At 48.8% G+C, this 24,165-nt stretch carries 21 protein-coding genes and 1 riboswitch; of the genes, 3 read left to right on the forward strand and 18 right to left on the reverse strand.

Features of this window, described 5'->3' with window-relative positions:
• Positions 1 to 32 precede the first annotated feature (32 nt).
• From cobJ to HP552_RS17900, 16 genes are all read right to left on the reverse strand, one after another.
• Positions 33 to 1,910 (reverse strand): precorrin-3B C(17)-methyltransferase, encoded by a 1,878-nt coding sequence (cobJ, locus tag HP552_RS17825; RefSeq protein ID WP_175396754.1) that lies wholly within the window; start codon positions 1,908 to 1,910, stop codon positions 33 to 35.
• A 388-nt stretch (positions 1,911 to 2,298) separates the two neighbouring features.
• A riboswitch (cobalamin riboswitch) is annotated at positions 2,299 to 2,487 on the reverse strand.
• A gap of 194 nt (positions 2,488 to 2,681) precedes the next feature.
• On the reverse strand, positions 2,682 to 3,506 hold the full coding sequence (locus tag HP552_RS17830; protein WP_175396755.1) for a uroporphyrinogen-III synthase: 825 nt from the start codon (positions 3,504 to 3,506) through the stop codon (positions 2,682 to 2,684).
• Between the two features lie 132 nt (positions 3,507 to 3,638).
• Entirely contained in the window at positions 3,639 to 4,841 is a 1,203-nt protein-coding gene (locus HP552_RS17835; protein ID WP_175396756.1) for a GerAB/ArcD/ProY family transporter, read from the reverse strand.
• Positions 4,842 to 4,893: 52 nt separating this feature from the next.
• A complete protein-coding gene (locus HP552_RS17840; RefSeq protein WP_175396757.1) occupies positions 4,894 to 5,115 on the reverse strand; it encodes a hypothetical protein in 222 nt (73 codons plus the stop codon).
• On the reverse strand, positions 5,108 to 6,307 hold the full coding sequence (locus HP552_RS17845; RefSeq protein ID WP_175396758.1) for a Ger(x)C family spore germination protein: 1,200 nt from the start codon (positions 6,305 to 6,307) through the stop codon (positions 5,108 to 5,110). Before HP552_RS17845 ends, HP552_RS17840 begins: the two co-directional genes overlap by 8 nt.
• 4 nt (positions 6,308 to 6,311) lie before the next feature.
• A complete protein-coding gene (locus HP552_RS17850; RefSeq protein WP_175396759.1) occupies positions 6,312 to 7,895 on the reverse strand; it encodes a spore germination protein in 1,584 nt (527 codons plus the stop codon).
• A gap of 175 nt (positions 7,896 to 8,070) precedes the next feature.
• Positions 8,071 to 9,057 carry a siderophore ABC transporter substrate-binding protein gene (locus HP552_RS17855; protein WP_175396760.1) on the reverse strand — a complete coding sequence of 329 codons (987 nt, stop codon included), beginning with the start codon at positions 9,055 to 9,057 and terminating at the stop codon, positions 8,071 to 8,073.
• A gap of 33 nt (positions 9,058 to 9,090) precedes the next feature.
• Positions 9,091 to 9,849 (reverse strand): iron ABC transporter ATP-binding protein, encoded by a 759-nt coding sequence (locus HP552_RS17860; RefSeq protein ID WP_175396761.1) that lies wholly within the window; start codon positions 9,847 to 9,849, stop codon positions 9,091 to 9,093.
• Positions 9,843 to 10,805: an iron chelate uptake ABC transporter family permease subunit gene (locus HP552_RS17865; RefSeq protein ID WP_175396762.1), complete on the reverse strand. Its 963-nt coding sequence runs from the start codon at positions 10,803 to 10,805 to the stop codon at positions 9,843 to 9,845. Before HP552_RS17865 ends, HP552_RS17860 begins: the two co-directional genes overlap by 7 nt.
• 2 nt (positions 10,806 to 10,807) lie before the next feature.
• Positions 10,808 to 11,761, reverse strand: a complete 954-nt coding sequence (locus HP552_RS17870) for an ABC transporter permease (RefSeq protein WP_175396763.1) — start codon at positions 11,759 to 11,761, stop codon at positions 10,808 to 10,810.
• Between the two features lie 269 nt (positions 11,762 to 12,030).
• Positions 12,031 to 12,444, reverse strand: coding sequence for a DoxX family protein (locus tag HP552_RS17875; protein ID WP_175396764.1), 414 nt, complete (start codon positions 12,442 to 12,444; stop codon positions 12,031 to 12,033).
• Positions 12,445 to 12,483: 39 nt separating this feature from the next.
• Positions 12,484 to 13,344, reverse strand: coding sequence for a M56 family metallopeptidase (locus HP552_RS17880; RefSeq protein WP_175396765.1), 861 nt, complete (start codon positions 13,342 to 13,344; stop codon positions 12,484 to 12,486).
• Between the two features lies 1 nt (position 13,345).
• A complete protein-coding gene (locus tag HP552_RS17885) occupies positions 13,346 to 13,762 on the reverse strand; it encodes a BlaI/MecI/CopY family transcriptional regulator (RefSeq protein ID WP_175396766.1) in 417 nt (138 codons plus the stop codon).
• 246 nt (positions 13,763 to 14,008) lie between these two features.
• Positions 14,009 to 15,472, reverse strand: coding sequence for a catalase (locus HP552_RS17890; protein WP_175396767.1), 1,464 nt, complete (start codon positions 15,470 to 15,472; stop codon positions 14,009 to 14,011).
• 235 nt (positions 15,473 to 15,707) lie between these two features.
• The gene (locus tag HP552_RS17895; RefSeq protein ID WP_175396768.1) at positions 15,708 to 16,514 is read right to left on the reverse strand and encodes a winged helix-turn-helix domain-containing protein; all 807 of its coding nucleotides are present in this window, start codon (positions 16,512 to 16,514) and stop codon (positions 15,708 to 15,710) included.
• Complete coding sequence (locus tag HP552_RS17900) at positions 16,490 to 16,885, reverse strand: Fur family transcriptional regulator (protein WP_175396769.1); 396 nt, start codon at positions 16,883 to 16,885, stop codon at positions 16,490 to 16,492. The genes HP552_RS17895 and HP552_RS17900 overlap by 25 nt, the downstream gene beginning before the upstream one ends.
• Before the next feature lie 274 nt (positions 16,886 to 17,159).
• Here HP552_RS17900 and HP552_RS17905 point away from each other — a divergent pair, with 274 nt between their 5' ends.
• The gene (locus HP552_RS17905) at positions 17,160 to 18,296 is read left to right on the forward strand and encodes a GGDEF domain-containing protein (protein ID WP_175396770.1); all 1,137 of its coding nucleotides are present in this window, start codon (positions 17,160 to 17,162) and stop codon (positions 18,294 to 18,296) included.
• 90 nt (positions 18,297 to 18,386) lie between these two features.
• Here HP552_RS17905 and HP552_RS17910 read toward each other — a convergent pair whose 3' ends face one another.
• On the reverse strand, positions 18,387 to 19,325 hold the full coding sequence (locus HP552_RS17910; RefSeq protein ID WP_175396771.1) for an aldo/keto reductase family protein: 939 nt from the start codon (positions 19,323 to 19,325) through the stop codon (positions 18,387 to 18,389).
• A gap of 189 nt (positions 19,326 to 19,514) precedes the next feature.
• Positions 19,515 to 21,152 carry an ATP-binding response regulator gene (locus HP552_RS17915; protein WP_175396772.1) on the reverse strand — a complete coding sequence of 546 codons (1,638 nt, stop codon included), beginning with the start codon at positions 21,150 to 21,152 and terminating at the stop codon, positions 19,515 to 19,517.
• 378 nt (positions 21,153 to 21,530) lie between these two features.
• Here HP552_RS17915 and HP552_RS17920 point away from each other — a divergent pair, with 378 nt between their 5' ends.
• Positions 21,531 to 23,492 carry an anaerobic ribonucleoside triphosphate reductase gene (locus tag HP552_RS17920; protein WP_175396773.1) on the forward strand — a complete coding sequence of 654 codons (1,962 nt, stop codon included), beginning with the start codon at positions 21,531 to 21,533 and terminating at the stop codon, positions 23,490 to 23,492.
• Positions 23,489 to 23,998, forward strand: coding sequence for an anaerobic ribonucleoside-triphosphate reductase activating protein (nrdG, locus tag HP552_RS17925; protein WP_175396774.1), 510 nt, complete (start codon positions 23,489 to 23,491; stop codon positions 23,996 to 23,998). Before HP552_RS17920 ends, nrdG begins: the two co-directional genes overlap by 4 nt.
• The last annotated feature ends 167 nt before the right edge of the window (positions 23,999 to 24,165 follow it).

A 24,165-nucleotide genomic window follows, 5' to 3' on the forward strand; every position in this document is an offset into this window, starting at 1 on the left:
AAACGATTGCTTCTCAGACGATGACACGACTACTAGTCACCACATACCGGGTTTACTTCCACGGTGACGGGAGCATCTACGTGACGGAAACCCTGAATTACCCCAACGCGTTTGAAAAATTTGTGGAATCGCTCGTTCGGATGTCCCTTTTCCTTGTACTCCGCCACGATCCGTTCCACAATCCCGCCGATCTGATCGCCTGGAATGCCCTCAGCTACAGGCTGGGCAGGGTGAGCATTTCGTCCAAACTTTTTGCCGCCAAGGAAGAGATCGTAGCCGCCTTTGCGGTAGACAATTCCGATGTCTTCCAGCACGGCACCGTAACACGCCATGCCGCAGCCATTCAGGGCCACACTGGTTTCTTTCGGCGCGCTAATTCCGCCAATAATGGCCTGCAAATGATTGGCCATCGGTACAGCATCGTCCTTCTCCATATTGCAGAAGTCGCAAGCCTTCACCTTGATGACATCTCCGATCGGAACCACGATGAAGTTCGCTGCGCGCAGCTCCTCTACCAGTTGATCCGGCTCAAAGGTCGGTACTCGCAAAATAATCTGATGTTCCGGCGTGTACTCCAGCTCGCCTTCTTCACTCGCACACTGCGCGAGCAGCGCCATCTGGGCTGCGGTAAACTTCTTATTGCCGACGCCAGGCGAGACGCCAACCTCGAACAGCGGCGCTTTGCGTCCCGGCTCGGGTGTCGTGCGTACCGCTGCTGCCGTGACCTGCTGCGGCGTCCCGGCTAACGAGCCCGGCGCAGCCGCATCCAGCCATCGACTGGCTGCTCCGCCAGCGAGCTTGCCTCCTGCCGCGAGCCGCGTCAGTGCCTCGGCAGCCAGCTCAGCCGCATCTGCACGCGGCGCCACTGCGTCTGCACGCGGTACGGGTTCTACCGCCGCGGGCCGCTCGGCGGCGAGCACAGCGGTGCCACTGCTGCGTGCCGGGCTTGCCGCAGGCTGGGCAGCAGGCGCGTCTGCACGCGGCTGCCCTTGCGAAGCCGTGTCCGCACTGCCTTGCGCAGCGCGAACCGGGCCCGAATCTGCTGCCTTGCCGGAGGCAGCAGAGCGGGCTTCCATGGCGCCGAGCGACCATGGCTCGGCTTCCGTGCGCAGTCGCTCATGCGGTCTGAGCGACTGTTCCGCGGTATTCAGCGTATACTTCCGCTGATACCCGCGCGGTGTGACCATGAGTCCTTCGTACATCATGGTCGAGGAGTTACCAATGATCACGGTCGTCAGCATGCCGATGTCATGATTCAGCATGTCTTCCAGCGTGGTCATCACAACATCCTGACGTTCACGGTAAGCACTTTTTACGAGCCCAACCGGTGTCTGCGAATCACGGTAACGAAGCAGCATCTCCTGTGTCTCGACGATCTGGCGTGTGCGGCGTCCACTGCGAGGGTTGTACAGAGCAATGACAAAATCAGCCGCTGCAGCTGCTTCAACTCGCCGAATAATCGTGTCCCATGGCGTGAGGTGGTCACTCAAACTGATCGTACATGCATCATGCATCACGGGTGCACCCAGTAGTGAGGCACAGGATTGAATGGCGGATACGCCCGGAATGACCTCAACGCCAACACCACTCTCCGGCTTCCAGCCCTGCTCCATCAGCACTTCATACACAAGTCCAGCCATACCGTACACTCCGGCATCACCACTGGAGATTACAGCCACAATTTTGCCCATCTCCGCCTGTCTGACCGCTTCCTGTGCCCGGCTGACCTCTTCGGTCATGCCTGTCCGTACAATCTCCTGACCGTCCAGGAGCGGCCTGATCAGATCAACGTAAGTGTTATAACCGATGATGACCTCGCTCTCCCGCAGTGCTTCCAATGCCCTTGTGGTGATATGCTCCATCGCACCCGGGCCAAATCCGATAATCAGCAGCTTCCCTTGACCTTGCATTACTTCTCCTCCTCCGTATCCTCAGTCCCGCGTCTTAGCACGTCAAAATCTTCTATATGATCACTTCACCAGTCCGCAGTTAGGCTTGATGGCATAATCCACTCTCCTCATTCAGACTGATTGTAAACATTGAAGAGGGACGGCTTGGCCAAATTTCCCTGTGCGGCATGTTCAATTACTTCCGGTTCCATAACCTTCTTCTTAAAAAAAACAAAAAAATCCCATCCTTATAACGGATGGGATACGCATGTACGTACACTCAAGAAGACAGTCCACGGCCCTTGCAGAGGAGGGTCCTGTGGCTGCATGGCCGAAAAAGGCCTGCCAGGCGAACCGATTGTTCGCCCGTTTCCTGATTCTTCGTACACCACTCCTTTCCGCGAAGGGTTCGGTGACACAATGCAAGGTAGGTCTCCTGGCTCTGGATCATCAGCTTCCTTTTCTGTCTTCCCCGAATATACGAGTGACTTGGATGAAAAGGGCTTCCCCATTACAGTGGCGGGACCGCTCGGGATTTGCACCCGATTCCCTGTTACCTCTTGCTTCACGCAAGAGCACCTTGCTTGTTTTCATGAATAATAGTGGTTTCATCATAACACCGCTCAGGAAAAAATGTCCATGCTTATGATACTTATCCATTCTTCTATTTTCAGACTAAAAAGAAAAAGTTCTGATCCATAACGGATCAGAACTTTAATTAAGTTATCCATATAAGCAGCCCTCATAAGATCCTACCTGATGCTTTAAAGGGCGTATGTCCGGTTCTGCTTCTCAGGATTTATCTGCATGGGTCGCAGCAATAAATCGTCCCAGTTCAACGATGAGCGCTCCCATCTTTTCTTCCTCCGGAACAACAAGTGCCTCAATGCCTTCTTCACGCATGGCATTAGCCGTCACCTTGCCTACAGAAGCCGGAATCACACCTTCCCGGAAAGCCTGCTGCATCTGTTCCAGCTTGCCCTGGGAAGCTGCATATGCTGCCAAAAAACGTACCTGGGGACCACTCGTAAATGCGACGGCTTCCACCTCATGCTGCACAATCTCATTCAAAAGCAGTTCCAGTTCGGCTTCTTCCGGTGGAACATGGCGATAAGGTAAAACCTGTCTTACGTTCGCACCCTGTTCTTCCAGCCAGTCGACCAGCTTCGGCGCAGTCTCCCCGTGAAGTTGAAGCATCACTTTTTTGCCTGCGAGGTCATGTGGTGCAAATTCGCGGATCAGCCCGTCCGTACTGCCATCATCATCCCGGACCAGTGGAGAGAGCTTGCGCTTGCGAAGTGCATTGACCGTTTTGTATCCTCTTGCAGCAATGGAAGCTTCGGACAGAACATCGAGCAGTTGTCCGGCGATGTCCATATCTTCAGCCATTTCAAAAATGGCATCCAGCCCCATTCCTGTTGTCAGCACTGCCCAGTCCGGTGGGTCCGAGATCAGGGATACGAGACCATCCCGTATATTCCGATCATCCAGAAATACCGTGCCCTGTGCAGGCCGCACGAGTGGAATGCCACCCATTTTCTCGACCAGTAATGCCATTTCCTTCGATTTACGCGGTCCCGTCAGCGCTACACGTATACCCGCCAAATGTTGAGCCATTCTTGTTTCCCCCCAGTTCGTTCAGCCGAACGTTCATCCGTCTGACTACAGTATACAGGCTAGTTTCATGGAGGGAAACCTCGTTTCACGTCATTTGACCTGTTCTTCTATAACGATTTTTTATGATAATGATCAGGAAGGCTGAAGCTCTCCTCCCTGCATATCATCTCGTTTGGTTTTGCCCTCTTTGTCGGATTCATCGTTTTTCTTCTCCTGATCCTGATGCTTTTGTTCTGTTTTCCGCTGCGTATCTCCTTGGCGGGAAGCAGCGGGCTCCCCTCGGCGCGGACGAAGAAACACAAAGAGAATAATGGGGAACAACACCTCAAACAGAATGGCGATCCATGTCCATTCCCGTGTAAAGCGGAACAGCTGAATTGCATTTTTGAAAAACCAGAACGCACACACGAACCCCACCAATGCTACAGGTCCAGTCATGATCTTTCCGGATACCTTGGGAATCATCCGCTTTAGTCCCCAGCAGATGAAGTACAGATCAAATGCAATCTTGGTAATCATCGCAGGTAGAGTTGCTGCTGCCAATGCCAGATCAAACCGGTCGAGAAAATCACTGATCTGCAGCTGCCTTGCAAGCTCATAGGAAGGGTATACCAATCTGGACGCGACGGGCACACCAATCGATGTTATGGTCTCGATCAAAACCAGAATCAACAACAAGGTTGAAATTGTAATTCCCCACAAGACGGATTTGAAACGAAAATCACTGCCCTTAACTACAAAAGGCAATGCAATCATCTCTCCAAAAAAGGAGAATAGGTACCAGCTTCCTCTGCCAACATCTGCAACATCGATGTAAAAATATGGCATCAGATTAGCAAGATCAACTTGCTGAACAAGCATAAACGGCACAACTAAGGAAATCAGAATGAACAAGGTTACATACAACTCGGACATTCCAATTAATGATCCAAGACCTCCCCTTACAATAAAAACAGCCATGACCAAAAGGGACAACACAATGATCGAAATCGGGGTAGTCTCCAGCAATGTAATACTTACGTAGTCACCTATTAACCGGATATCGCGGGCAAATACAAAGAGAAAAAACAAGATATACAGCAGCCCTATTACACGTCCCATAAAAGGATGACGCTCAACGAGAGACTCAAACAAGTCCTGATTGGAGAATCGCTGCTGAACACGATTTAGCATCCACATTGAACACGTCATCACCAGAAACAAAGGGATATAGGATAAATAGGCATGCTGTTCAGCATGGTAGATGGCCTGTGCATGAGGCTGAATCAAAGTGCCTGTAATACTGAGCAGCATCACGAGCAGCACCAGCTGACGATTGGTTACCCCCTGATTCATCGCATACCTCCTTTCTATCTGTTTAACTGAAGATTAGGATATTTCGAAACATCTACGGCAGCGGTAACAATCGTTGTATCCAGTGCGTAAGCCATATCGTGATAAAGAAGGTTTTGCTCAGATAGGTCACATGAATCCAAATCCCGATGCTGCATGCAATCAACCCATAGGATAACCATCTGTTAATCGCTGCTCCCTGTCTCAGGTGCCTAAAGTCCATAACGATGACTGCGATGACCATAGCCAGGTAAGTAAACATGAGCGGCTTAATCATGGATGATCTCCTCCTCCGTCAATCCAATCGGCTTGTTGGTGATCCCTACATTTTCGATAATAATATGGGGCTCTACCACAACCTCCATATTGGGATATATGTCATACCAACGGTCCTTAATCTTGTCCCATTCCTTCGGCATTTGCTGACGAATGGAACGGCCCAATCCCAAAATATCGGCATTATATTTTTTCTGGATCAACCTGACCCCTTCCTCAATGTCATCCTTCACTTTTTTATGAATGGCTTCGTTAAGACTTAGAATTTCAACTTCTCGCAAATCCCCATAATTGGATTCGTTATCAACCAAAACCCCCTTGGCGTATAACTGAATGGTTACGCTCACCTTGCCATTGCGGATATGTGGACTATAAGATGAATTGTTTTCATTAAGCTTGATGAACAGGCTCCCTTCGCCGCGTGGAGCTTTGAGCAGTACTTCTGGCGTATTGGCTTCTCCCATGGCTAAAATAAGGGCATCCGCGGGAGCCTTTTCGATCATTCCTACCAGCTTGTCCTTTTTGAAAATGGCCAGTCCATCCAACTTAATGTTCGTTTTGACATCCTTCCACTCCTTCGGTACGTTATTCGTAACAGAAGCAACAGGGAGAAAGGGATCTATACCCTCGGCAAGTATGGAATCGATAAAAAGCTTAAGTGAACGTGGATTCCGCATATTCAGGAAGCATAACTCCCTAACCATTTCGGAGGGGAATTTTTCAATCGGTGCGTCAGCATCCAGGACCTTATATGCTTCTCCCCTGGTAACTACAGGCATGGCAGACAGACGGTTTAACGGATACCTTGTCAATAGATCCAGCATGGGGGCAATGCCTTCTCTTGCCAGATCCTCCCCAATAAGCAACGTACGGCGATGAGCATAATAAATTCTCCGAGACAGGGCCTTTTGCGCTTCAAGTGAGGTACCGTGAAAGGTTTTGGCTGTATTGGAAAGCATGAACCACGATTTATCCCCACTTGTGCCTCCCCCCCCTCCTTCACTTCCAGCTGCGCCGGATTGACCCGGAAGAGCAATTTGCAGACTTGTCCTGTAATCCTGCTTTTCCTTATCAATGGCAATTCCAATGACAAAAGCAATATCATTGATTTCCTCGCGATCCCAACAGCCTGACAGCAAAAGGGTACAAAGGAAAAGCAACACTACAGTGCGGTACTTATGCATAAACTGCATGAGCTTACCACCCCTCTTCAGCTTCTGGCGAACCGTTAATCTTTTCATTCATCCGTTTCTGATCCCGATGCACTGTGGAAGGACGATTGATCATTTTCCACCATGGTGCACGAATCACAATATCCTTGGTATCTGTCTTGCTATAAGGACTTAAACCAGACAAATACGGCACACCGAACGAAGTCATCTGAGTGAGATGCACGGAGATCAATACCAGTCCAACGACAATGCCATATAGTCCAAGCATGCCAGCGAGGAGCATAATCGGAAACCGCAGTAAACGAACCGTAATGGCAAAGTTAAAGCGCGGGATGGTGAAAGACGCAATACCTGTCATGGATACGATAATAACCATGGGTGCCGATACAATCCCGGCCTGCACTGCTGCCTGCCCAATCACGAGCGCTCCGAGGATACTGACGGCCTGGCCCACCGTTTTGGGCAGCCTGATCCCGGCTTCGCGCAAGGCTTCAAATGACAATTCCATAAAAAGAGCTTCAACCAGGGCAGGAAACGGAATGGCTTCCCTTGCTCCGGCGATGCTCAGAATTAGCGTTGTAGGCAGCATGTCCTGGTGGAAGGTTGTAATCGCGATATACAGTGCTGGCAGAAATAGCGCAATAGCGACAAATAAAAAACGAATCCATCGCACCAGATTGGTGATAAAGAACCGTTCATAATAATCCTCACTGGCCTGCAGCATTTGCCACATGGTGACGGGGCCAATCAGGGCAAACGGGCTGCCATCCACCAGAATGACAAAACGGCCCTCCAGCAGGTTACCCACTACCGTATCGGGACGTTCCGTATAATGCATCTGCGGGAACGGGGAATACGGATGGTCTTCGATCAATTCCTCGATATACCCCGTTTCTAGAACGCCATCAATCTTGATCTTATTCAGGCGTTTTTTGACATCCTTAATCAACTTGGGATCTACAATGTCATCCAAATAGGTCAGTACGACATTGGTTTTGGTTTCTGTCCCGATCGTCATACTCAGCATCTTGAGCGAAGAAGTTTTTAACTTGAATCGAATCAGTGCTGTGTTCACACGTAAAGTTTCAGTAAACCCTTCACGAGGACCCCGGATAACGGATTCGGTTTGGGGTTCCTCTACTCCCCGCCGGACGCCGCCTTTGACATTAAAGAGCCAAGCCTCCCGGCTTCCATTAATCAGCAGCAGTGCCGAGGATTCCAGCACGCCGTCTGCAGCGGCAGCCCAGGAATCTACCTTTTTGACCTGAGTAAGTGCAATTCGGGTATCATCAATCGGCACATCAGGTTCATCGGTACGCTGCTCAATCAGCCCCCGAATTAATGGTCGCAGCATGTGATCCTGGATATCAGCCGAATTCACGATTCCTTCGATATACACCAGGAGTCCCTGCACTTCAGGTGAGATCATGACATTGCGGAAAACAACATCCGAACTGTCCGAGAAGATGTCTTCGAGCGCGAGCATGTGGCTCTCATGCGTCAGTCCGATGGGTTGCTTTAATATGGGCGGAGACGGCAGCCCCAAGGGTATGTGTTTTTTTTCTGCTGTTGCTGGGGAAGCTTCTTTCCCTCTTGTCCTATCGGCCATATACCGTCCCTCCGCTCTTTTTTATACAAGGTAGCTTGTGCCAGATGAACGGGAATTATGTGGGCAATTTGCAAAAATCCATGCAGCCTTCCCACTTCAGGAAAACAAAAAAAGATCTCTGCATTTGCAGAGATCTTCTTTTCCCAATTCCATATGTTGCTGAGTTTCATTCCATTTAATTGACGCTTGCGTCCACTTCCTTAATCATTTCCTGAATGGACTCCAGACCGCCGCCGGACAAGTACCAGTAATTCGGGTCAAGGTACACAATATGTCCTTCTTTGTAAGCCGTCGTATTTTTAACCAGATCGTTCTCGATCACCTGCTTGGCTGGGGCTGCTTCACCTTGACCGGCTACCACTGCACTGCGGTCTACTACGAACAGGTAATCCGGATTCGTCTCCATCACGTATTCAAAGGAAACGCTCTGTCCATGCGTGGACACTTCAATATTCGCATCTGCCGGTGTAAATCCAAATACATCATGGATCACACCAAATCGTGAACCTGCGCCATATGCACTCAGTTTGCCTTCGTTTGTCAGAACAATCAGTGCGTTTTTCCCTGCAGCCGTTACTTTATCTTTCAACGCTTTGGCAGACGATTCAATGGAAGCCAGTTGTTGCTCTGCTTCTGCTTCCTTGCCGAAAATCTCACCAAGTGTCTTCACGTTACTCGTCAGTGAATTCATGTAGTCTTCAGTATCGACCGCCATATAAATGGTAGGTGCAATCTCACTCAATTCTTCATATGAATCCGACAGACGACCCGAGATGATGATCAGGTCAGGACTCATGGCATTTACTTTTTCAAAATCAGCCTCTTTCAATCCACCGACATTGGTGTACTTGGCATCATTATACTTTTCCAGATATGGAGGAATGCCCTCTTGAGGAACCCCGGCAACTTCTACCCCCAGCTGATCCAGGGAATCGAGTACACCATAGTCAAACACAACCACTTTTTGCGGGTTCTTTTTCACTGTTGTCTCGCCCAATTGATGTTTAATAACGATCTCCTCACTGGATTGCTCCGCGGCAGCATTCGCCTCCGAACCCGTACCCGTACTTTCGCCCGTATTCTCTGCTGTTTTAGTTCCCCCACATGCTGCCAGAACAACGGACAATACAACCAACAATGTAAACAACCAACCCTTTTTCATAAACAGACACCTCTCACTCTATATTGGTTTATTTCACGCAAAATACACACAAATCTTACGCCCATCAATCCACTGCACCGGGATGTGCATGTCATACACCTGCTGCAATACATCCGTATCAATGATGTCCTCCGTTTTACCTTCCTGCACGACCCGGCCTTCCTTGAGCGCGACAATATAATCGGAGTAACATGATGCAAAATTGATGTCATGAATGACGATCACAATCGTTTTGCCCAGCTCGTCCACCATTTTGCGCAGCACTTTCATAATCTGCACGGAATGTTTCATATCCAGATTGTTCAGTGGTTCATCCAGCAGGATATATTCAGTGTTCTGTGCAATAACCATGGCGATGTACGCCCGCTGCCGCTGTCCACCACTGAGCTCATCCAAAAACTTTTTGCGGAACGGCCCGAGCTCCATATAATCGATGGCTTCCTGAATCCACTGGTGATCCTCTGGTGTAAGCCTTCCTTGTGAATAAGGGAAACGCCCAAAGGCCACGAGATCCTCTACCGTCAACCTGATATTAATATGGTTGGATTGTTTGAGTACCGAAATCTTTTTGGACAATTCCTTGCTCTTCCAGCCTTCGATTTCCCGGCCTTCAATCAGAACCTGGCCTGTGTCTTTGCTGATCAGTCTCGTAATCATGGATAACAGCGTGCTTTTGCCGGCACCATTCGGCCCGATAAATGAAGTGATCTTTCCTTTGGCAATATTCAGTGATACGTCATCCACTACCCGGACGCCGCCGTATTGTTTTGAGACATTTCTGACTTCTACCACGACTTATTCTCCTTTAGCAGTAAATAGATGAAATACACACCGCCTATAAAATTGATAATGACACTTACGGTGGTGGAGAAGGTGAAGACCCGCTCCACCACCAGCTGTCCACCTACCAAGGCAACGACGGAGATGATAACCGAGCCCCAGATCAGCACGACATGCCGATGTGACCGGAATACCTGATGAGCCAGATTCACGACCAGCAATCCCAGGAACATGATCGGACCTACAAGCGCGGTGGAGATGGACACCAGGACCATGACAACCAGCAGCAGCCGTTTGACAATGTAGTGATAATCGACACCAAGGTTCACTGCGTGATCCTTCCCAAGTGCCAGTACATCAAGGTACTTGGTAAATTTCTGTGCATACAGCAAGATCAGGAAGATGGCTGCCATGGAAATGATCAACAGATCGGTATTTACATTGTTGAAGCTGGCAAACATCTTGCCCTGAAGGATAAGAAACTCATTCGGATCAATCAGCACCTCCATGAAGGAGGACAGGCTCTGGAACAATGTTCCCAGAATCAGACCCACGAGCAGCAGCAGATAGATATTGCGCCCACGTTCTCGTTTGAACATAAATTGATGAAGAAGCAGTGCAAACAGAGTCATTAACAGGACGGACACCGCAAAGTTAAGATTTTTATTCACAAAGCTGATGTGACTGCTTCCAAACACAAACACGGCAAAGGTCTGGAACAACATATACAGGGAGTCAAGCCCCATAATGCCGGGTGTAAGAATCCGATTGTTGGTTATCGTCTGGAAAATGGCGGTTGAGTATGCAATACATGCTCCGGTGAGCACGATGGCCAGAATTTTTTTCCCTCGGCGCGGCAGGATGTAATCCCAATTGCCTCCAGATTGAATGACCATAAATACACCGATCAGAACCACTGCCGCTGCGATCAAAATGCCAAATTTTAAAGTATTTGCTGTATATTTCATTCTCATGACCCATATGCCTTTCTTCGAAGCAGTAAATACAGAAACAGCACACTGCCCACGACTCCCACTGTCAAACTGATGGACAACTGGTACGGATAAATGATCAACTGCCCCAAAATGTCACAGACCAGAACAAATATGGCGCCCAGCACTGCCGTATGAGGCAGCGTATCCCGCAGGTTGTCCCCCTTATACAGCGTAACGATATTCGGTACGACCAGGCCCAAAAACGGAATGGTGCCTACGGTGATAATGACGACGGCAGAAACCATGGCCACCAAAATCAACCCGAGGTTAACCACTCTCCGGTAGGCCAACCCCAGGTTGGTCGAGAAGTCTTCCCCCATACCCGCCAGTGTAAACCGGTTGGCGAAGAGATAGACGATAATCAGAAGCGGAATACTGATATAGATCAGTTCATACCGCCCCTTCATAATCGTGGAGAAATCACCCTGCAGCCAGGAAGACATGTTCTGGATCAGATCGTTTTTGTAAGCAAAAAAAGTCGTGACCGAGCTAACGATGTTGCCGAACATCAGACCCAGAAGGGCGATGTAGATCGTATCCTTGAACTTGACCTTCTCAAGGATCCGCATAAAAATCAGCGTACCCGCCAGCGCAAAGGCGAAGGCGACCAGCATTTTTTGCAGAGGGGATGCCCCGGGAAACCACATCAACGTCACCAGGATGCCCAATCGGGCTGAATCCATGGTGCCTGCCGTTGTAGGCGAAACAAACCGGTTGCGTGTCAGCTGCTGCATAATCAGACCAATGACGCTCATACTGACGCCAGCGACCAGAATGCTGATCAAGCGGGGAAAACGGCTGACTTGCAATACCTGCAGCTGGATTGGGGTCAAGTGGAATATATCCAGGGGCGAAATGTCCGAATTCCCGATAAATATGTATACGATAGACAGAACAGCCAGTGCGATTAACATGTAACCTAACTTCATCTCTCTAATAATCCCCTCACCGATAGCCGTAAAACAACGTAATTGCTCTTATCTCTCAGCATATGATATTGATATTCATTATCAATTAATTTGAATTATATCTATATTAATTTCCAGATGTCAACCTGGTTGAGCTTCGCAATTTTTGGGGTTTCGTGAAACAACCCGAAAGATATATTCGGCATGACTAAATAGATATAAGGAAATAGGCCTTCCGTTATGGAAGGCCCATGTCGTTCATTTCCGCTAATCACAAACAGTAACCTGTGTCATGCACTCGCATTACGACTAACCGAGCCCTGTCTGGCGAAAAACTGGTCAACTGCCAGAAAGCGGCTGCCTGTGAACAGCAAGGTCAACGAACCGACCAGCAGAAGGTAATCAAACTCTGTCCCGCTCATAAATGGCTGACCTACTTTGGCGGTGAGCAGAACACCAGCCATCACCACTATAAACAACGCAGCAAATACGCGTGTTCCCAGCCCCAAAATCATCGCTGCCCCTCCGGCCAGCTCAATAATAGCTACCACCGAGGCAAGAAAACCGGGAATGCCAATACTTTCGAAAAAACCGACTGTCCCACTAATTCCACCTTCGAATTTGCTCCAACCATGCAATACAAAAATTAGTCCAATCATAATTCTTGAGAAAAACAGGCCAATCTCTACACTCCGACTATTCATGTTCATCTCCTCCTTGGTATTAAGTTCAACACATCAGAATTATCCGATCGACCAGACAAACAAAACAGACATCATCAGAAACACCGTTGCAGACATTACAATGGCAAACCACGGCAGGGCGAGCGCAACGTCCTGCTCCGGATCGAGCAGACGGGAGATACGTACATTTACCGAAGTATCGGCAAATGAGGATTGCACAGCCATTTCCCGTACCCGCCATGGTTCTGGACAAGCACGGATCAGTTTGAGCAAGGCACTGCCAATGCCCGCTGCATTCCCCGTACGCTCAATCGCTTCATTATCAGCCAGGATTTCTCTGACAATATGATATTGCTTCGAAGTATGCTTCAATACGGGAATGTACGGCATCATGATCGCAAAGACCGAAAGCAAAGTTGTCTTGAGTGGATCACGGTGCCACAAATGATGAACTTCATGATAGACAACTGCCGCTTCCTCTTCAGCATCGAGCATGTCCAGCAATCCCGTTGAAAGTACGATCGAAGGTTTCCATAAACCAATCGTAAAAGCAATCGGTGAATGCTTGTCCACAACGATGAATGCCGGTTGCTTGAGATGACGGTACTTGGCCTCCATTTCTCCCGACATAGCCGAGTTCTCGATCGAACGGAGCTTTCTTACGGCAGCCCTTGTCTTCATCATGCGATGCATGAACAGCCAACCTGTTCCTCCAAACGTCAGTGCTACCAGCAGCATCAGAAAATGGCCTACCGATAACCAGCCCAGCCGGCTCATCCAATGATTGCACAGCCAGAGCAGATTAAAGGGAATATCCCAACCGAATATTTTGTACATCGTGTACATGAACATCTGCATAAACACCAGCAGCGGAATGCCAAACCCGACAGTAAACAACAGCTTCGAGCGGGCCTTCCACATATCAGTCGCTATCCTTTTTCCATTGTTTGATCTTCTGCTCCAGACGTTCGATCAACCCTGCATCGGCTTCGTCCAGTGCATCCAGCATATGGCTCACTGCCAGTGCTCCGAACTCGTCTACCAGTTCATGTGACAGTTCTTTCGATTGGTCGTTCATAAACTCCTCCTTGCTCTGTACCGGGTGATACAGTGACGTCCGGCCCTTCTGTGTCTTGCAAAGCAACCCCTTATCTACGAGCCGGTTCATGACCGTCATGACCGTATTGAAATTAACATCTCGTTCTTGTTCAAGTGCGGTTTGCACTTCGCGAATGCTGCTGCCTGGACGCGCCCATAATATATCCATTATTTTCGCTTCCAGCGGACCAAAAAAACGATTCAGCCCACGCTCACCCACTTTAAAATTGTGTATTTTCATGTTCAGACACCCCTCACACTACCCATTGTAGTGCCAACAAACGAGAAGTCAACCTCTATGTCAGGTATTTATTGTAAATGATTTGTAAATTTGTTTTCCATTTCTGAATTTCATTGGAGAATAGTACACCCTGCTTGAATGCAAAAAAAGCAAAAGGCTGGGCAGTTCTGCAATTTCTGCAGTCCTGTCCAGCCTTTTGCCATCGCTGTATTTGTTACTCTGTATGAGAAATATTAATAATGGCTCTTATTTACGGTCTGCCGATGGCATATATGCCGAAATATCTACACCAAGTCCACGAGCCAAACGTCCGCCAAACTGTCCATCAGCTTGGAAGAAGTGGCATAATGCACGCATCTGTGTCTGTGCCGGCACGCCCTTCAGGTCGTTAATCAGATTATCAAGCAAATTGTTCTGTTCTTCTGCCGTAAATGAACGGAACAATTCTCCTGCCTGGGTGTAATCATCGGTTTTCTCGATTTTCTCTCGTGTAACATGCCCCTGCAGTGGGATCTGAGTGTCCCGGTATGCCGGATCTTCCTGCGGACTGCTGGAGGAACTGTTCGGTTCATAGTTCACTGGAGACGGGTCCTGATTCACATTCATGAGTCCATCACGCTGATGGTTGCGAACCGGCGCGTATGGGCAGTTAACTGGAATCTGCAGATAGTTCGGCCCAAGTCTGTGACGCTGTGTATCCGGATAGGAGAACAGACGTCCTTGCAGCAGTTTATCCTCGGATGGCTCTATTCCCGGTACCAAAGCACTTGGTGAGAAGGCTGCCTGCTCTACTTCAGCGAAGAAATTTTGCGGATTGCGATTCAGCGTCATGGTCCCTACCGTCTGGAACGGAATGATATCTTCAGGCCAGGTTTTGGTCGGATCAAGCGGATCAAAAGAGAAATCATCCATATGCTCCGGCTTCAGGAGCTGCACCTGCAGCTTCCATTGCGGGTATTGGCCGTTTTTGATGTGGTCATGCAGATCCCGGGTAGCGTGGTTAAAGTCCTGTCCTTGAACTTCTGACGCTTCCTGCCGAGAGAAACCGCGTACTCCCTGCGCAGATTCCCATTTATACTTCACATAATGGATCTCGCCTTGGGCGTTAATCCATTTGAAGGCGTGCACGCCGAATCCATCCATCTCACGGTAGTTAGCGGGTGTACCCAAATCGGAGAACAGCCAGGTCATCATATGTGTGGATTCAGGTGAGAGGGTCATGAAATCCCAGTACCGTGCAGGGTCCTGAATATTGGTATCTGGCGCAGGTTTCAGGGAATGTACCATATCCGGAAATTTCATCGCATCACGGATGAAGAATACAGGCAGGTGGTTACCCACAATATCATAGTTGCCTTCTCTGGTGTACAGTTTGACCGCAAACCCGCGTGGATCACGCGCAGTCTCTGGTGAACCCGTTCCGTGAATAACCGTGGAGAACCGAACCAATACTGGCGTCTCCGTTCCTGGCTCCTGCAGGAAGTCCGCTTTGGTAAACTCCTTCATGCTCTTCTCCAGTGTGAATACACCATGTGCACCAGCACCTCTGGCATGCACTACCCGTTCCGGAATACGTTCACGGTCAAAATGGGCGATCTTCTCGATCAGATGATAATCCTCAAGCAAGGTTGGTCCTCTTCTGCCTGCTGTGCGGGAATTTTGGTTGTCACCCACAGGTGCTCCCTGGTTGGTTGTCATACGTTCTGTCATATCTGAATCCTCCTCATGATGGTCTCATGCCTGCTGTATATACTATTTAAATCATATTCGTCATTGCTTTAAATATACATTTAGACTTGATCTAACTGTTAAAATGATTCTAACATGTCCAATATAGAGCCTGCATGAGGTTCTCATGAGGTTATAATGAGTTTCCCAGTCGTTTCATGAATGAAGGATGAACATACGTTAATAACAAAACCTGCTGAAAATAAAAAAAAGCGGACTAATCCGCCAGGCGGTAGCCCACTCCTCTTACAGTTACAATATATTGCGGGGAAGCCGCGTTATCGCCAAGCTTTTTGCGCAAGCTTTTGATATGAACATCAACCACATTGCTTCCACCCGTAAAATCAGTCTCCCATATGTCGCTGAGCATTTCCTCCCGGGAAATTACAGCTCCTTTGGCATCAATCAGTTTGAGCAGCAAATCGTATTCGGTCTTGGTCAGATGAATCCGGTTGTTATCCCGCTGCACACTCATACGTTCACGGTCCAGCCACAGATCCTTGAACCCGATACGTTGTCCTTCCTCAGGCAAAAAACCACGTTTCGGTGTAACCGGACTATTGCCAATCATACGCTGTACCCGGTACAGTGCCTCCTGCGGACGTGCCGGCCAAACCAGCAGTTCCTCCTGAAGCATCGGTCCGCTGGCACTGCCGATCATATTCTCGCCCACCAGATAAAGACATGGCGCCACATGCTCTGCCTCCCGGTTTAACCGGCTGCTGATCCCCGCGAACGCATCAATCGTTCCAGCCACAGACAGATCATAGATCAGCAGATCAAATACCAAGCGTTCATGAAGATCCGGTTCCCAGCGATGGAACACCAATACATCGAAGCAGCTGTCCGTCAACGCTTTGACCAGCTCATGAACCTGGCCCGGCATTGGACTAATCAGAATGACACGCCGCGTAACAGGACAAGCCTCCACAAAGGGAGCTGAATCAGCGAGAGCTGGCTTGACCCGCAGCGGCAAACGGCGATCAGACATCCTGATTTTTACTTGATCCGTTTGTTTTTGCATTCCCCGCAGACACCTCCAAAGACCACATGAGCATGATCAATTGCATATCCGGTTTCCTCGGCCACCTGCTGCATCCAATCGACAGGAACCTCTGTCATAACCTCATCCACTTTGCCACAGACTTCACACATAATGTGCTGGTGATCATCCATGCGGGCATCGTATCGGCTTGCAGTCTCACCGAGCTTAAGCTCCCGGATCAATTCCTTGTCCGTTAAATAACGCAGCGAATTATACACGGTGCCATAGGCCAAATTATATCCTTGCTCAACCAGACGGTTCATCACGTCTGCGGCAGTCGGATGGTCTTCCGAGTGGCGCACTACATCGTAAACGGCCTGTCTTTGTATCGTCAGATTTAGAGTTCTCACGGCAATTCTCCTTTATTAATCCATTCAAAATTATATACAATGACATAGCATCCACTGATCGCTATGGTCCCTAGAAACATGAAAATCAATTTTGATTTAGATTAAGTATAAATCTTAATGTATAATGAAGTCAACATCAGCTCTATGAACAAATAAGTTATATTAATAATGATCCATTTCCAGCAATCAACTTTCATATTTGCCATAATATGGTTCGCTACTGCACTCTTTTTCAGATAAACTATACTAATGTGCGTTAAAGGGGGGCTGTTCATTGTTAAGCACGTTCTTTATTAATGTTTGTGTCATGATCACATTCATGTACATATCCGGAATTATCGCCAAATACTATAATATTCGTGTCCCGTTTCCTTCACTGCGTGTGCAGTTGATTGGCGGTATCCTGTTTGGTGTCTATGGCACTGTGCTGATGAACTATTCTTTCCCTCTGAATGACGACACCATTGTGGATCTACGCCATCTTGCGATCGTTACAGCAGCAGTTTATTTGGGGGGACTGGCCTCGGTCATTGCCGGACTTGTCATCTCGATTCTGCGTGTAGTCATGTTTGGTTTATCGTCCGCAGCGATTGATGCCGCCTTCGTTATGACGCTCATCGGGCTGTCGGGGGTATATTTTGCGTACGCTTCCTGGTCAAGATTAACCAAAATTATTACTATGAACCTGCTCGGCATAACACTGATTTTTGTGATTTTGGTGCTGAATACCAGCAGTATGAATTCATTAATGAAAATATATCCGTTACAGATGACCATTTCTTTTGTTGGTGGGATCTTTATTTATTTTATTGCAGAATTTATTAATAAATCGAATGAAATGTTATTTCTGCTGGAACGAAGGGCATCCACAGACCACCTCACCAATCTCAGCAATCGCCGGCAATTTGAGAAATCACTGGAACTGCAGCTGGAGCGAGCCAGGGAAAGCAAACAGAAACTATCCCTGCTGGTCATTGATATTGATCGGTTCAAAAAGGTGAATGACACGTACGGCCACAGCTCTGGTGATGCTGTCTTGAAGCAGCTTGGACAATTGCTTATTGAGCATTCACGATCAGCTGACATCGTCTCACGGAACGGAGGCGAGGAATTTGCCATTCTGCTGCTGGATTGCGGAAGTCACCAGGCCCTCGCGATCGCTGAATCGATTCGGCAGTCTGTCGAAAAGTATCTCTTTGCTCTGCCTGACGGCACGACGATTCGCCTGACCATTTCCATCGGGGTGGCTGTCTTCCCGGATCATTGTGATGAGCGGGATGACGCTGACTTCTTCGAACAGGCTGACCGTGCACTATATGAAGCCAAAAATACCGGCCGAAACCGGTATGCGCCATTCCGAAGCGGCCCGCTGTGTTTGCCGGGAAACGTTTGCTCTGACATGATTGAATAAGGGATGCCCCAAGCCTTCTTCTGGCCAACGGGGCATCCCTTTTCTTCATTTCGATATGCAATAAACCTTGAGGATTTCTCGACTATCCGATTAGGAAAGGATTTGCTCGATTTCTTCGACGATGGCGGCATCCAGTTTTACACCCGATGCAGCAGCGTTCTCCTTCACCTGCTCGGGACGGCTTGCGCCTACAAGTGCACTGGACACATTGTTCTGACGCAGAATCCAGGCAAGGGCCAGTTGTCCCACCTTCAGATCAAGTTTGTCCGCTACTTCAATCAATTGGCGTACTTTCCCGATTTTGTCTGCATTGATTTTCCCTTCGTCCCAGCCCAGCTTCGCTGCACGGGAGTTCTCCGGGATATCCGAGACCGAGGTATACTTACCCGTTAACAGACCTTGTGCAAGTGGAGAATAGACAACTTGTCCAATCCCTTTGCGTTCACCCAGCGGAATAATCTCATTCTCAATATAACGGTCGAACATGTTATACACCGGCTGATTGACCACGATATGATCCAGGAGAAGACGATCGGCGGTACCCAAGGCAGCTTCCATCTGAGCGGCTGTCCATTGACTCACCCCTACGTACAGCACCTTGCCCTGACGAACCAGATCATCCAGTGCCCGCAGCGTTTCTTCAATTGGTGTTTCGTTATGATAACGATGGCAATAATAGATGTCCACATACTCCACGCCTAAACGCTTCAAGCTGGCATCACATTGCTCCTTAATATGTTTGCGGGATAAGCCCTGGTCATTCGGACCGTCTCCCATTTTGCCAAATACTTTGGTTGCGAGAACATAGGAGTCACGGGAATACGCTTTCAAAGTCTGCCCGAGCAGTTCTTCTGCCGCACCACGCTCATATACATTCGCTGTATCAAAAAAGTTGATGCCTTCATCGAATGCGGCTTCAATCGACTTCACCGCATTTTCACGCTCCACATACCCTCCGTACGTCAGCCAGCTGCCCAAGCTGATCTCGCTTACTTTCAGTCCGCTTCCACCCAATCTGCGGTATTCCATTGAATGCACATCCTCCTCTATGGTTATGTAGTTATGATCGTTACTTTTCTATTGTAACGTAACCAGCGTGGATGAAAAGGACTTTGACGAAGAAAATGGTAATTTAGTAAATTGAATTGTTCGGGGTGCCTCTTCCCACCAGCAATAAAAAACGCACCTGCTCAGGTGCGCCATGTAATCTTATTATGCTCAATGCAATATTGCGCTCAGCGCGTTTAATAAATCCAACTGTCTCACCGGCTTGGTCAAAACAGCATCAACGATTCCCGCCTCATGCGGATCGATATGCAATCCGTACGGAACCAGAATGATGATCGGGAGTTGTTTTGCGCTGCTCTTCAATTCGTGCACTAACTTGACAGCATGCGCTTGGTGTAATCCCATATCGATCACGGCAACGTCAGGCTCAAGTCCCTCATCCATCCATTGATGTGCCTGCTCCGAGTCTGAAGTCATGTGAACATCCATCTGCCATCTGCGCATGAGGGAAGATACCCCCTGCAAGATGTCGGGTGCTTTGACAAGCAGAACCCTCTTGCCTTTCAATCGCTGCTGAATGCTTGCAAGCTGCGGAAGTTCCCAGTGTCTGATCAGCGGCAGCCTGATTTGGAATTCTGTTTCCTCTTCTCCCAAGCTGTTTACCTCAATATGACCATGCATCAGAATGGCAAGATTTTGGCTGACGGCCAAACCGAGATTAGTACCCACAAGCTTCTGGATGCTGAACTTTCCATCCAGCGTATTGAATGCCTGCAAATTTTTGTCCGACGTCAACATCCGCCCAGTGTATTTGACATGGAGCAATAAAGTACCCACCTCATCCAAATCATTACCGTCCACAAGAGCTCTAACCAGTACAGAACCTGCACGGGTTGAATCAATGGCGTATTTCAGCACATTTGCGAGCAGTTGGCCGATCTTGGCCTCGTCTCCCACGAACACCTGAGATATATTCATTTCCAGGTTCAAACCAAGTTCAATTCCCTTGTCCATGGCCTGAGCAACATGCAAATAAACGGTATTCTCAATGGTGGAAACCAAATCAAAGGGATCGTCCTGGACTACCGTTTTACCCGTATCATTAATGTTGAAGTTCATTATATTATTTAGCAGGGACAGCAGAATGTTGCCGCTTGTCTCGATCATGTTCACATACTCCACATGTTCGTCAGGCATATCCGGTGTGCGCATCAGATCGGTTAACCCAAGAATGCCGTTGAGCGGGTTGCGAATCTCGTGGCTCATGAGTGCAATCATCTGTGTCTTCGTCATCGCTTCCGACTCTGCACGTTCCTTCTCGATCTGCAACTGGTGCTTCAGCTGCTCCGTGTCATTCAGCTTTTGTTTCTGCAGGAGCAGATTGCTCTCCAAATCAACGACATACCCAAGAAACACGGCCATCGCGTTCAACGTTTTCATATCAGCTTCACTGATCACATAGTCTGGATCATCCATTATACAAATCGTACCAAATGTCTCACCCGAACGCCGCATAATGGGGATGCCTACAAAAAAACGATTACCCAGCTCCCTCGTTACACCCATTGAACAAGTTAGCGGATGTGCGGCAGTATCCGTAATCGTCAGATGATGTGTTGGATCTTGCAGTACCAGACTGCAGTAAGAGGACTCAAATGGGAGTTCGCTGCCTCTGACGACCCATTCTTCCCTGCGATTAAATGCTTCAAGAATGACATTAGTCATCCCATCATTGGTGGCTACGAAGATCGTATTAACCTTCAATACCCCACTTAACACGTCCACGATGTGAGACGCAGCTTCCTGTATGTTTTCAAAGAAACCTCTAGTCATGCCTACCGTTCCCATGATTCACCCCTCAAGTCTTAGCTGCAGTTCTACATTCCCATATCAAAAAATGAATCTGTCCTGTATATGAAGGTCGAATCTTCTTCTTAATCCATTGTCACAACATGTACATATATGTTTACCACCACAGATGTCTAAGAGAATCATAGCGTAAACACGCTCATCCCCTGCACAGCATAAATAGAAATTATACGCTTCCCCATTCACTTTGAAAACCTTTATTCATCAATACCGGTTAACTTCAGTCTGGAGAGTGTAGCGGTGTGATGATCATCACACCCTAAAATCCATATATAGTTTATAAATGGATAATGTAAAACTACATATAGTATCTAATTGAATTCAAACCATAAACAAATCATTTAGGAGGAACCTGATATGAACATGCTTGAGTATGCCACTCCATCGGCATCCGATCTACTATCCGACCTGGGAAGACGAATTATTGGCGCAGAAGACGCGGATACACTGAGGGAGAACGCCAACCTCAACGGCGATTCGTTCAGCGGCAAAATGAGCAGGCTCGGCTCGGAAACGGCCAAGTGGCATGCTCTGCGTCATGTGCTCCCGGATGAGCTTGCTGCGTCTGTGGAAGACGGTGATCTCTATGTCCACGATCTGGATCAGTATGCGCTCGGAACGACCAATTGTATCTTTATTCCGTTTGATCGCCTGCTGGCCTCCGGATTTAATACGGGAAATGGTTCCGTGCGTACGCCACAGACCATTATGTCAGCCATGGCACTGGTCGCCATTATTTTTCAATCGCAGCAAAATAGCCAATACGGCGGGGTCTCCGCCAACAAAATCGACTGGGATCTTGCTCCTTATGTACAGCGATCCTTCCGCAAGCATTATCGTAAGGGTCAGCGGCTGCTTGGAGAACATGCACTAATCGGTGATGAGCAGCTGCATTTGGATAGCCTTGAGGCACGGGAAGCGTGCCCACGTGCTTACGATTTCGCTTGTGAAGAGACAGAGCTTGAGACTGGACAGGCTGCCGAATCCCTGATTCATAACCTGAACACCATGAGCAGCCGGGCAGGCGGACAGATTCCCTTTACCTCCCTGAACTATGGACTATGTACTTCTGCCGAGGGAAGGCTCGTATCCCGTTCTCTGCTGGAGGCAACCATCCGCGGCCTCGGTGGCGGGGAAACCCCTGTGTTTCCACAGCATATCTTCCAGTGCAAACAGGGAATCAACCAGGCGCAAGGGGAGCCGAACTATGACTTGTTTCGCCTTGCCGTAACCTGTTCTTCCCGGCGCATGTATCCCAACTTTGTCAACGTGGATGCATCATTCAACCTGCCTTACTACCGCCCGGAGGATCCGGATACCATCATTGCTACCATGGGATGCCGGACACGCACACTGGCCGATCGTTTCGGACGAAATCGTCAGAGCGGTAAGGGCAACCTGTCGTTTAACACCATCAATCTGGTCAAGCTTGGCATTTGTTATGGCATCTGCCAGGGGGCACGGGCTGTCGCGGACCGCACGGGATTCTATGAAGCACTGGAAGTGGTGATGGACCGTGCGGCTTCCGGACTGCTGCACCGCTATCGCATTCAAACAGCACAGCCTGCCAAGGCATCCGATTTCATGATGAGAGAAGGTGTGTGGGAAGGCGGCGAGCAGCTCGCACCGGATGAGCCTGTGGCTGAACTGTTGAAGCATGGCACATTGTCCATTGGTTTCATTGGGCTTGCCGAATGCATGACCGCCCTGTATGGCCGGCATCATGGACAGGATCCCCATATACACCGTGAAGGGCTGAACGTCATCCGCACCATGCGCGAATTCTGTGACCGAATGAGTGAACAGCATAACCTGAATGTTACATTGTTCGCCACGCCAGCGGAGGGGCTGTCCGGCAAATTTACCAAGATTGATCGTGAGCGGTATGGCTTCATTCCAGGGGTCACTGACCGTGAATACTATACGAACTCGTTTCACATCCCGGTCTATTACACACTGCCAGCCTATCGCAAAATTGAATTGGAGGCGCCCTTCCATACGCTGTGCAATGCCGGAGCCATTTCCTATGTTGAACTGGATGGAAACGTACGGGCCAATACCAGCGCCTTCCAACGCATTGTACAATATGCACTGGCACAGGATATCGGTTACTTCTCCATTAATCACCCCATTGACCGCTGTCCTTCGTGTGGGTATGAGGGTGTCATCGGAGATGTGTGCCCAGGTTGTGAAGCACATGAAAACCATGTACACTTTCAGCGATTGCGCCGGGTCACCGGTTATCTTACCGGCGATTACAAGGTGCGTTTCAATTCCGCGAAGCAAGCTGAAGTCCGGGACCGGGTGAAACATAAGTGAATCTGTACGGTTATATTCCCGAGTCCGTGAATGAAGGTCCCGGTTTGCGAGCTGTCATCTTTATCAGCGGTTGCCGCCACGCCTGTCCGGGGTGCTTCAGTCCGGATTCATGGAGTTTCCGGTCAGGGGAGCAGTTTACCGAGGAACGGCAGCAGCAGATTTTACGTGAAGTCACTGCCCACCCCCTACTGGACGGGATTACGCTATGCGGAGGCGATCCTTTTTTCTCGGCTGAGCAATGCATCCCCTTGGTTCGCCGTTTTCGCGCAGCGTGCCCTGATCGGACAGTGTGGGCGTATACGGGATTTCTCTATGAAGAGCTTGTTGCTGATCCTGTACGGGCGGAGCTGGCGGGACTGTGCGATGTCATTATAGACGGCCCTTATGTGGCCGCTGAGCGTGATGTGTCTTTACCTTTTCGGGGCAGCCGCAATCAGCGATTGGTTGATGTGCAGGCAACGTTAAGGGAAAATAGGATTGTTACACTCGAGATGGATGCATTGTGACAGTTGTTTTCTTTCCATTAAATGAAGATGATATTCTACTCTGACCTCATATCCACAGTATCATCGAACCTTACATTTCCATTCAAAAGACACGGATCCTGGATTCGTGTCTATTTTGAACGGGAATATTTTTTCTTTTTTGCTACTCAGATCTTGATTACATGTCG

The organism is Paenibacillus xylanilyticus (assembly GCF_013359935.1).
Classification (GTDB): Bacteria; Bacillota; Bacilli; order Paenibacillales; family Paenibacillaceae; genus Paenibacillus; species Paenibacillus xylanilyticus.

Excerpts from the sequence above, each read along its gene's own strand:
- HP552_RS17850 (WP_175396759.1), bottom strand. The coding sequence starts at position 7,895 with ATGGCCGATAGGACAAGAGGGAAAGAAGCTTCCCCAGCAACAGCAGAA.
- HP552_RS17875 (WP_175396764.1), bottom strand. The coding sequence starts at position 12,444 with ATGAATAGTCGGAGTGTAGAGATTGGCCTGTTTTTCTCAAGAATTATG.
- HP552_RS17910 (WP_175396771.1), bottom strand. The coding sequence starts at position 19,325 with ATGGAATACCGCAGATTGGGTGGAAGCGGACTGAAAGTAAGCGAGATC.
- HP552_RS17830 (WP_175396755.1), bottom strand. The coding sequence starts at position 3,506 with ATGGCTCAACATTTGGCGGGTATACGTGTAGCGCTGACGGGACCGCGT.
- HP552_RS17840 (WP_175396757.1), bottom strand. The coding sequence starts at position 5,115 with ATGATTAAGCCGCTCATGTTTACTTACCTGGCTATGGTCATCGCAGTC.
- cobJ (WP_175396754.1), bottom strand. The coding sequence starts at position 1,910 with ATGCAAGGTCAAGGGAAGCTGCTGATTATCGGATTTGGCCCGGGTGCG.
- HP552_RS17890 (WP_175396767.1), bottom strand. The coding sequence starts at position 15,472 with ATGACAGAACGTATGACAACCAACCAGGGAGCACCTGTGGGTGACAAC.
- HP552_RS17915 (WP_175396772.1), bottom strand. The coding sequence starts at position 21,152 with ATGGGAACGGTAGGCATGACTAGAGGTTTCTTTGAAAACATACAGGAA.
- HP552_RS17845 (WP_175396758.1), bottom strand. The coding sequence starts at position 6,307 with ATGCAGTTTATGCATAAGTACCGCACTGTAGTGTTGCTTTTCCTTTGT.
- HP552_RS17895 (WP_175396768.1), bottom strand. The coding sequence starts at position 16,514 with ATGCAAAAACAAACGGATCAAGTAAAAATCAGGATGTCTGATCGCCGT.
- HP552_RS17835 (WP_175396756.1), bottom strand. The coding sequence starts at position 4,841 with ATGAATCAGGGGGTAACCAATCGTCAGCTGGTGCTGCTCGTGATGCTG.
- HP552_RS17870 (WP_175396763.1), bottom strand. The coding sequence starts at position 11,761 with ATGAAGTTAGGTTACATGTTAATCGCACTGGCTGTTCTGTCTATCGTA.
- HP552_RS17880 (WP_175396765.1), bottom strand. The coding sequence starts at position 13,344 with ATGTGGAAGGCCCGCTCGAAGCTGTTGTTTACTGTCGGGTTTGGCATT.
- HP552_RS17920 (WP_175396773.1), top strand. The coding sequence starts at position 21,531 with ATGAACATGCTTGAGTATGCCACTCCATCGGCATCCGATCTACTATCC.
- HP552_RS17855 (WP_175396760.1), bottom strand. The coding sequence starts at position 9,057 with ATGAAAAAGGGTTGGTTGTTTACATTGTTGGTTGTATTGTCCGTTGTT.
- HP552_RS17885 (WP_175396766.1), bottom strand. The coding sequence starts at position 13,762 with ATGAAAATACACAATTTTAAAGTGGGTGAGCGTGGGCTGAATCGTTTT.
- HP552_RS17865 (WP_175396762.1), bottom strand. The coding sequence starts at position 10,805 with ATGAAATATACAGCAAATACTTTAAAATTTGGCATTTTGATCGCAGCG.